The following is a 7,404-nucleotide window of genomic DNA, read 5'->3' on the forward strand; positions in this document are numbered from 1 at the left end:
CTGTCCGGCCATCGCTGATCACGCAGATACTCTAAACAGTCCTCTTTGTCAGGCAGAAAGACCTCGTTGACACTCTCTCTGCTGACCATGCTGGGGAAGGCTACGAACTCCAGTCATGAAAAAGTATTCACCGCTACAGATGAGCGATGAACCTTTTTCACGTCGCCGACCACCGTCTTGGTCAGGTCGGTTACAATAGACCACGGTGTTCGAGGCGCAGTTCAATTTCCTTAGCGCTATGAGAGCCATCTTCATAGTGGAGTCACGCTAACCCCCCAACCATGTTCGGAAACCTCGACGCGTTCGAGTACGAGTACCGTAGCTGCGACCTGGTCTACGGTCGAGGATGCGTGAATCGATTGAGCGATTACCTCGCAGAACATGACCTTGACCGCGCGATGATCGTCTGTGGGTCGAACGTCGGGAGGAACGTCGACCTGATGAACCCGGTCGAAGACGGTCTCGGAGACCGTCTCGCCGGCGTCTTCGACCGGACGACTCCGGCGAAACGGGCCGAAACTGTCTTCGAAGTTATCGACGCGATGCGGGAGAACGATGTGGACGTTCTTATTGGCATCGGAGGCGGCAGTAGCCTGGACGTAGCCCGGCAGGCGAGCGTTCTCGCTCCAGACGGACGGTCGCTCGCCGACCTCCGCGGCGAGGCACACGATGGGGAAATCCGTTCACCCGATACAGACGGTGACCGACCGCCAGTAGTTGTCGTCCCGACGACGTTCGCGGGGGCTGACGTGTCGAGTGGCGGGTCGGTCGAAGTCCTCTCGGCGACCGAGTCACCGACGGGACAGCCGATGAGTGTCAGTGGGTCGGGGATGCCCATCGCGGATTTCGCCGACCCGTCCCTGTTCGAGACGACACCCGCGAGCGCGCTGGCCGGTTCGGCGATGAACGGGTTCGATAAGGGAATCGAGACACTATACGCCCGGGACGCGAACCCCGTCTCCGACGCGACGGCAGTTCACGGGATTCGACTGCTGAGCGATGCACTTCCACATGTCGCCGGTGACGAAGAATCCACCCACACCTGGGCGATGGACCGGGCTGTCGTCGGCTCGTTGCTCGTCCAACTCGACCGAAAGGTCTCGATAATTCACGCGTTCGGACATGGGTTCGCCCGGCGGTACGATGTCCAACAGGGAGCAGTACACGCGGTGGTCGTTCCGCACGTTCTCCGGTACCTCTTCTCGGAAGTGGATGCGAACCGTTCAGTGCTGGCAAACGGGTTCGGAATCGACTCGGCCGACCACTCCAATGCTGAACTGGCTGACGCGGTCGTCGACGCAGTAACCGAAGTGCGCGATGCACTCGACGTGCCGACGCGTCTCCGGGAACTCACCGAAACACGAAGGGCGGATTTGCCAGCAATCGCCGAGTTCATCGTCGAGGACTCACCGATGGCTCGAACACCGGTGGGACTGACTCCGAACGCCCGAGAAATCGAGTCGGTGCTCCGTGAGGCCTGGTAACTCTCGTTGAAAATTCGGTGCTAGCAAACAGAATCACCGAGGCCGGAAAGTATACCAAGAGCGTACCGGTAAGATAATCCAATTCGCCATCGAATGTCGTTCCGAATCACGTTCCAGTTGAAAGAGCAAATTGGGCGCACGGTCGCGTCACTGCGCGGAGACGGGCGGGGCTGGGCACTTGTCGTCATCGCCCTCGGATGGTTGTTGATTCTCGGCATGCGCATCACGATTCCCGTACTGTTGCCTGGCATCAAGGCGACGTTCGCGATCGACAACGCAACCGCCGGATTTACCATCACCGTCATCTGGGCAGTGTACGGTCTCTCGCAGTTCCCGGCCGGTCTGTTGAGCAATCGAATCGGTGACCGGAAGGTTCTCATCGCCAGTTTAGTCGTCATGACGGTGAGCGTCGGTGCACTCGCGGCCGCACCAATCTTCCTCATGTTCCTCGGGATGGCGGCGCTCGTCGGCGTCGGGAACGGTCTCTACGGACCCACGCGGGGGACTCTTCTCTCGTCTTTGTATCCCGACAACGACAGTACGGCTATCGGGTTCACACTTGCAGTCGGGAGTCTCGGTGCCGCAGCACTCCCTATCCTCGCCGGGGCGGTCGTTACCCGGTTCGGCTGGCGAATTCCGATTGCCGGTGTCGTCCCGATCTTTTTGATTACGACAGTGCTGGCCTGGCGCGTCATTCCACCGATTGCCCCGACCGAGACGACAGGGACAGTTTCCCGCCATCATCTTCGGGGCCTGCTTTCGGCCGTTGGCCGTCGTCCCGTCCTGCTCGGCATCGGGGGGAAGACGATTCGAGTCTTCGTCTTCCAGGGCCTCTCCGCCTTCCTGCCGACGTACCTCATCACGGTCAAGGGTCTCGACGAGGTGACCGCTAGCGTGCTCTTCGCGGCTCTTTTCGTGAGCGGTGCCGTCGCACAGATTGGTGGTGGACGCGCAGTCAGCCGCTACGGGAATCGGTCCGTTCTGGTCGCTCTCGCTGGTGTCAGTGTGCTACCGCTTCTCGTGCTCCCGTTCGTTTCCGGTGTGGTTTCTATCGCAATCGTGATCGTTCTCATGGGCATCCAACTGGGAATCACGCCGGTCACGAACACCTACCTCATCAACGCCCTTCCACCAGCCAACCGCAACGGGGCGTGGGGACTGCTACGGACCGGATACTTTCTCGTCGCGTCGACGGGGTCGATCTTCGTCGGGATTCTCGCCGACGAAGGATACTTCGACAGTGCGCTCGTGGCACTCGGTTGCTTGCTCGCCGTGGTTGCTGTCATCTTCACCTTCCTCCCCGGACTCTCGGCAGACAGGTGAGACAGTAGATGAGACCGGCGCTCTCGATGCATAGGATACGAGTTACCCGAAGTTACCGTGAGGGAGGCCGTAGCTGAACCAAGCTCTCGGCGGAAAGACATCAGTGAGGAAGTGCGGAACTAGGCAGTGTCCTATCAATTGTTTCAAAACAAGTTACCCGTCTTTATTAAGACAATACACGATTTGAGAACTATACATATATTTAAATTAATTTCATAGGTATTTAGACGTAGTCACTAAATATTTAATTTTTTAAAGTATATAGGAAATTGCTGAATTAAATTTTGAAGTGATAACGGTCTCATTTTCGTTTAATCCGTTGTATTGAATTGTTATGGGTTTACTGAATGACTATGTCGTTCGGCATGGTTAGCCTGTGAGATACCCTGCGTGTAGATGATCGTAACTGCTTCGAAGCCCAGATGTCTCATCGTCCATGTACACATTTCAGAGATCATTAATCTAGTTGGACTCTAAGTGAGTCATCACATAAATCGACACTATCGTGTAAATAGTTTCGGAAAGAATAAAAGTCCCATAGCAGCTATCTATAGTCCAATTGCCATATATTTGCAGGATTTATCTCGTTTCTTCCTGCGATGGGTCGGGGGCTGCCGGAACAAATCGGGACGAAGACGAGTTTGACGCCTTTATCAACGCGTGCTGGGGAGATCCTGGTATCAACGCCTGTCGTGAAGTAACCGACAAACCGGTTGTCGACATAGAAGAGGGATCGATGTACGTCGCCGATATGTTTTTTGCCAAGTCTCGGTCGTGACTGTCTTATCACGGGCGAAAGATCTGACTAAAGGATGAGACAGAGCGAATTTCGGCTGATTCATTGGCTAAAATCGTTCATCTCTACGATTATAGCAACTGGATTAAATTAGATTTTGTGATCGAAAGCGGACACGGAGGGAGCTGATGACACTCGGTATTCGACTTCATCTGGCTTGATTATCACTTTCGAATACAGTCTCAGAATGAGAAAAGTTCGGTATCGAACGATCGCGGAAAGCCCTTCACGATTGGGTGCAGAAGGCAGATCTACAGCCCGACAGCGACGCGAGTCCGGATTACATCGCACTTGACGAGACAGTGATCCGAATCAATAGTCGGCGGTTCTAGCTGTATGCCGCCGTCGATCCGAATTCGAACGAATTCCCCGCATATACGGCTGTTTACGACGACTACAACGGTGTTGGCACAACAGTTTCTGGGGTAATTTCGTGAGAAACACGACGTCTTCGACGCCGTATTTATCGTTGATCACCTACATCACCTAGCGGCTGCACTCCACCGAGCAGGACTCCGATTTCACACAGTTCACCATGAAATTCGGAATGTTGTCGAACGTATCTTTCAAAAGATAAAATGATACACCTTCTCGTTTGGCAATAGTTTCAGCCACGTCGCTCCAACGACCGTAGAAATGTGGCTGCAAGGGTTCCCTGTCTGATGGAATTCGCTAAACTAAACACGACCGTGATCGGACGGAGACGCCCGTCAGGGCGTTCGCCATCCGGCTTCACGCGGCCGGCTGTTTACGCAGAGAAAGACAATCGATTCTCACCCCCCTCGGTATAGGTCGGTCACACCAAGCGATCTTTCAGTGGGTGCATCGAGTATCTGATAGCATCTCAGACCCACCATCGGCGCAACCGACGCGGGTCGTGGTTGACGAAACCGCTGTCAAAATCAACGGCGAGTGGTCTTTGGTCCACGCTACAATAGATACCGAAACAAAACTGCTTCTTGACCTCGCCGTGTTTTGTCAACACGGCACTGATTCGGCGGCTGCATTTCTCTCTGAATTGGCCGAGAAATATGATCTCTCGGATGCCGTGTTTCTCGCCGATGGCTATGGCTATCGGACTGCCTTCTTTCGAATCGGATTGAGCGGTCAGCTCGACTATACCGAGCAAAACCTGATCGAAAGATGGTTTCATACGCTTAAAATTCGGATCGACCGCTTCCACAACTCATAGGTGGACAATCGGCCGAGGGTTCAGCGGTGGTTTGAGCAGTTTGGCATTACTATAATCATCAGCGACCGCATCAATCGCTCAACAAGAGGGTGTCATAGAACGATTAGCACACCAAAGAGCAGGGTGAACGCTGATGTGGAATGAGTTCAGCGACCCTGCAAGATGATCCTTCGGTAGAGTCCTTCTTCAATGTCGTGGAGACAGAGACGCTAGCGCTGTTCGAGCACCTCTCCTTCGAGTTTCTCGAAGAGTTCGACGTGTTCGCCCCGGCGCAGACGGGGCGAACACGAGACCACGAACCACCAGAGCTGATGCGTGGCTTACTTCACTGCTACTACAAGGACATCTACGGCATCCGTCCTGTTGAACGAGAGCTGCGGAATGCGGTTGTCTGGCTGAGCTGTGGCTTCGATCGACCGCCGTCGAGAGACGCGGTCGATCGCTTTCTCACTGACCTCGAACAAGTCGTTGACGAAGTCGTTGACCGGCTCGTCGAGCAAGCCGCCCGCCACGGCCTGCTCGACGTGACCTACTGCATCGATTCGACCGATGTGAGGGCGATGCCCGCCGATCCAGATGCGTCGAAGTGCTACGATCCGACCGAGGACGAGTACTACTACGGCTACGGCTGCACGATCGTCTCGACCGGGCAAAAGATCCCGATTGCAGCCGAGTTCACCGAGAGCAAACAAGCACCAGAAGAGACGGCGATGCGCGTCACATGTGACGCGCTCGCCGTCGAGCAACCGATCTGGATGGTCGGTGACAGCGCCTACGACACACTCGACTGGCACGACCACCTGCTGGCCGCAGGGGTCGTGCCCGTCGCTCCGTACAACGCACGAAACACTGACGACCCGAAAGACATCGAGTACAGGGTCGAAGACCGCATCGAAAAACACAGCAAGGACGTCCAGCTGAAGCAATCGACGCTAGACGAGACGTACAACCGGCGGAGTGGAGTCGAACGAACCAACGAATCAGTGAAGGACTGCGGCCTCGGGCGAACACACGCCCGAGGCCGCGTCCACGCACGTGCACAAGTGTTCCTCGCGCTGTGCCTTCGTCTCGTCATCGCAATCACCAACTACGAACGCGGAGACAATCCGGGAAGTACCGTGATCACGGTGTGACAAGAGTTCTATGACACCCTCACTATAAATTGGTACACTTGTATCAGATTACACATATACGACATATTTTTCGCTGGCGGGACACAACCGCTGCTCACACCTATCTTTCTGCGAGGAGAGAATCTCGCCGTTTACGGCGGGAGTGAATCTGACAACTCTTTGACAAACCACGCATCGACACTACTACGGATATTTAAGTAGTATCGGTTCATAATATGACGGACACCGAGGCGGTCACACCGCCCACTCAATTGCACAATATCGGGACTCCGAGGCCCAGAACGTTCGAGACACCCTCTCGAACCGCTGTGGTGTCTCGGTCAGCAAGATAACTCCGAGTCCCATGCCAGGATAGGAGTAACGGCGGTGTGGCCCCGCCATCGGCCTATCATACCGACAGGCCGTCAACCAGCAAATATCCCAAACCAGCGGTGCGGTGCCGTGGAAAGCCTCGCCGTTTACGGCGAGGAGGAGGTCACAGTGTGTCTATTCGGAAAAATAACCGTGCACTACAATTACAGAGCTTGCACTTAGCAGAAATTCGCTCCTCGGTGCTAGGTCGAAAAAGTGGCTCTCAGATTACCGGGCGGGCAGATTTACACGAATCGACTCATAGAGGGCCGGTTCTAACCCGCTGTCCCGGTACCCTGCGGCGAGATTGACGTCTACGGCCCAGAACCGATCCTCGTCGTCTTTGACGAAGTCAATCCCGACGCCACGAAGATCGAGTCGGGTGACGAGGCGGTGAAGACGTCGCGTAATTGACGGTTTAGGACGTACCTGATTCAGGAATCGTTTAGGGCCGTAGAGCTTCGAAGTAACGCGCTTGGCCGCCATCTGGACCCTCGCTCCATCGTTGACGGCGTAATACTTGTAATCGATAGGCTCCGAGTGGATCCGCTCTTGATAGAATCCTCCCTCACCGTTCAGTTCGGGGTCGCCGTGCCAGATGTAGTAGGGTTTTGCGACGTATTCAAACTCGGGTTTCTCGAAGGTTATCCGAGGAGTACGAAACCCGACCCTCTCTAGCGCTCGTAGCCCGATTAGCCGTGAACTCAACGCAATCGTCGCGACGAGGTTGTTCCACAAGCGTGTCCCCGTTCGCCGTGCATACCTGAGAGCGGGGAGATTGAGTGGGAACACCTGTTTGTTGACGAACAGAGTGAGATTGTCGATGTGGGCCGGGGAGAGTTCGTCTCGCGGATCAAAGAATCGAACTGTGTGTCCCGCGTCCCGAAGTCGGTTGGCGACGGCAGTGAACACCGGCTGATCATCAGCACAGAGAATCCCGATCTGCTCCGCGTCGGCGATCTTCATAGATAATAGATGTATGTGTGGCAGAGAAGATAATTCTTTGACGCTCATCTGTAGCGGTGAATACTTTCTCATGACTGGAGTTCGTAGCCTTCCCCAGCATGGTCAGCAGAGAGAGTGTCAACGAGGTCTTTCTGCCTGACAAAGAGGACTGTTTAGAGT

At 55.1% G+C, this 7,404-nt stretch carries 4 protein-coding genes and 2 pseudogenes; 5 read left to right on the plus strand and 1 reads right to left on the minus strand.

Annotated elements, in window-relative coordinates:
• Positions 1-281: 281 nt before the first annotated feature.
• The 5 genes and pseudogenes from ACR3FF_RS24555 to ACR3FF_RS24575 all read left to right on the plus strand — a co-directional run bounded on the left by ACR3FF_RS24555 (position 282) and on the right by ACR3FF_RS24575 (position 5,928).
• The gene (locus tag ACR3FF_RS24555; RefSeq protein ID WP_458190756.1) at positions 282-1,484 is read left to right on the plus strand and encodes an iron-containing alcohol dehydrogenase family protein; all 1,203 of its coding nucleotides are present in this window, start codon (positions 282-284) and stop codon (positions 1,482-1,484) included.
• Between the two features lie 93 nt (positions 1,485-1,577).
• On the plus strand, positions 1,578-2,807 hold the full coding sequence (locus ACR3FF_RS24560) for an MFS transporter (protein ID WP_458190757.1): 1,230 nt from the start codon (positions 1,578-1,580) through the stop codon (positions 2,805-2,807).
• A gap of 841 nt (positions 2,808-3,648) precedes the next feature.
• Positions 3,649-4,266: pseudogene (locus ACR3FF_RS24565) on the plus strand (IS6 family transposase).
• Between the two features lie 22 nt (positions 4,267-4,288).
• Positions 4,289-4,893: pseudogene (locus tag ACR3FF_RS24570) on the plus strand (IS6 family transposase); the annotation flags it as partial.
• A 42-nt stretch (positions 4,894-4,935) separates the two neighbouring features.
• Positions 4,936-5,928, plus strand: coding sequence for a transposase (locus ACR3FF_RS24575; protein WP_458190758.1), 993 nt, complete (start codon positions 4,936-4,938; stop codon positions 5,926-5,928).
• A gap of 579 nt (positions 5,929-6,507) precedes the next feature.
• Here the strand turns inward: ACR3FF_RS24575 and ACR3FF_RS24580 are convergent.
• Entirely contained in the window at positions 6,508-7,245 is a 738-nt protein-coding gene (locus ACR3FF_RS24580; RefSeq protein WP_458190759.1) for an ATP-grasp domain-containing protein, read from the minus strand.
• Positions 7,246-7,404: the final 159 nt, after the last annotated feature.

Source organism: Haladaptatus ordinarius (assembly GCF_054177595.1).

Coding starts and splice junctions, on each gene's coding strand:
- ACR3FF_RS24555 (WP_458190756.1), top strand. CDS start 282: ATGTTCGGAAACCTCGACGCGTTCGAGTACGAGTACCGTAGCTGCGAC.
- ACR3FF_RS24560 (WP_458190757.1), top strand. CDS start 1,578: ATGTCGTTCCGAATCACGTTCCAGTTGAAAGAGCAAATTGGGCGCACG.
- ACR3FF_RS24575 (WP_458190758.1), top strand. CDS start 4,936: ATGAGTTCAGCGACCCTGCAAGATGATCCTTCGGTAGAGTCCTTCTTC.
- ACR3FF_RS24580 (WP_458190759.1), bottom strand. CDS start 7,245: ATGAAGATCGCCGACGCGGAGCAGATCGGGATTCTCTGTGCTGATGAT.